Here is a 501-nt window from a genome sequence, read left to right on the forward strand (position 1 = left end):
CTATCTGGCGCAGAATGAAATTATCATTACCCCAGAGTTTAACCGACAATATCTTCATCTGGATAATCCTCAAGGGCATGTCATAACGTTAGGTGATAAAGGCCAATTTCTTATTAAAGATGTTGTTGAATTTAATCCATCCAGCCGTTTTAAAACGACTGCAGTTATCGCATTCTCTCCTGAAATATTAGATGGCTACCACGATAAAAGACATGATTGGTATGATACCCATGCCTACGCTTTTATCACGATGAAATCTGGGATCAGCCCCACCCCAGAGCAACTAAACTCTCACGTTATTCAGCACGCACCACAGCTTCCAGGAGCCCCTTTTAGTCCAGAAGAATTCATTCAGCTTTCAGCACGTAATATTGCTGATATCCATTATGACAATGCATTGCCTGATGAAATTAGCACTGTAGTTTCAAACTCATACTTAAATATTTTATACGCCTCAGGTGTATTTATTTTTTTTGCTACGACAATGAATTTCTTCAATAT

Annotated in this window: 1 pseudogene; it reads left to right on the forward strand. The window is 38.5% G+C overall.

Features of this window, described 5'->3' with window-relative positions:
- A pseudogene (locus tag V1952_RS22455) lies at positions 1-501 on the forward strand (ABC transporter permease); the annotation flags it as partial.

Origin of the sequence: Yersinia sp. 2542 StPb PI (assembly GCF_048593855.1) — a bacterium.
Lineage (GTDB): Bacteria > Pseudomonadota > Gammaproteobacteria > Enterobacterales > Enterobacteriaceae > Yersinia > Yersinia enterocolitica_E.